Below are 766 nucleotides of genomic sequence, written 5' to 3'. Positions count from 1 at the left end.
GCCGTCCGCGTCGCCGGCTGGTGCAGCGCACGCGGCGGGAGATACTGCGCCAACCCCACCACCCCAGGGTCCGTCGCCGCCACCAACGCCCCGTTCTGGCTCAGCAACAGCCCGGCCGCGTCCAAGCCCGAGCACAACCAGTTTGCCGCCGTGGTCTTGCCCGCGCCGCCCGGCCCCACCAGCAGCAGCACCTTCGGTCGGCCCGCCAGATCGACCAGCGGCGGCAGCGCAGGATCACGCTCCGGGTGCCACGCCCGGCCCTGCCGTAGCGGCGCCAGCGTCGGCAACTCCACCACCTCCACCGGCGGCCGCAGCGCCCGGCGCATCAGCCCCCGCAGCGTCGGCGCTGCCGCTTCATTCGCCTCCTCCTTGCCCACCATCGTCCGCTCCCCACTCGCCCACCCGCCGGAACCGGCGGCCTGTTACCGGTGGCGGATCATCCCGCGGCGCCGGCGCCTCCTGCGGAGCCGGCGCCGCCGCAGACACCTTCGCCTGCCGAGCCGCCCTCTCCGTCTTCGCCTGTCGTCCCTCCTTCACCCGGAACCAGGTGAGGCAGGCGACGGCAGCACTCGGTGGCTTGCCCGCGCCGTCCGTCAGTCCGCGCGCTGCCAACTCCTGCGCTATCGCCTGCCAGTTCGGCCTCACCGGCAGCGCCGCTGCGAACCCCTCTCGGTTGCTCTCCATCCACCGCCGAAGCGGCGATTGACGACCGCGCCCGGGCTTTGCTGCCGCCTGCCGTAGCCAATCCAAGGGGTCCGTCATCGCG

1 protein-coding gene is annotated in these 766 nt (G+C 73.8%); it reads right to left on the bottom strand.

Going from position 1 to position 766, the window contains the following annotated elements:
• The coding region (locus Q7A36_RS40405) for a hypothetical protein (RefSeq protein ID WP_305109425.1) at nucleotides 1-380 on the bottom strand (380 nt) is incomplete at its 3' end.
• Between the last annotated feature and the right edge of the window lie 386 nt (nucleotides 381-766).

This window comes from Paracraurococcus lichenis (genome assembly GCF_030657435.1).
In the GTDB taxonomy this organism is placed as follows: Bacteria; Pseudomonadota; Alphaproteobacteria; order Acetobacterales; family Acetobacteraceae; genus Paracraurococcus; species Paracraurococcus lichenis.
This window is presented reverse-complemented; position numbering and strand designations above follow the sequence as displayed.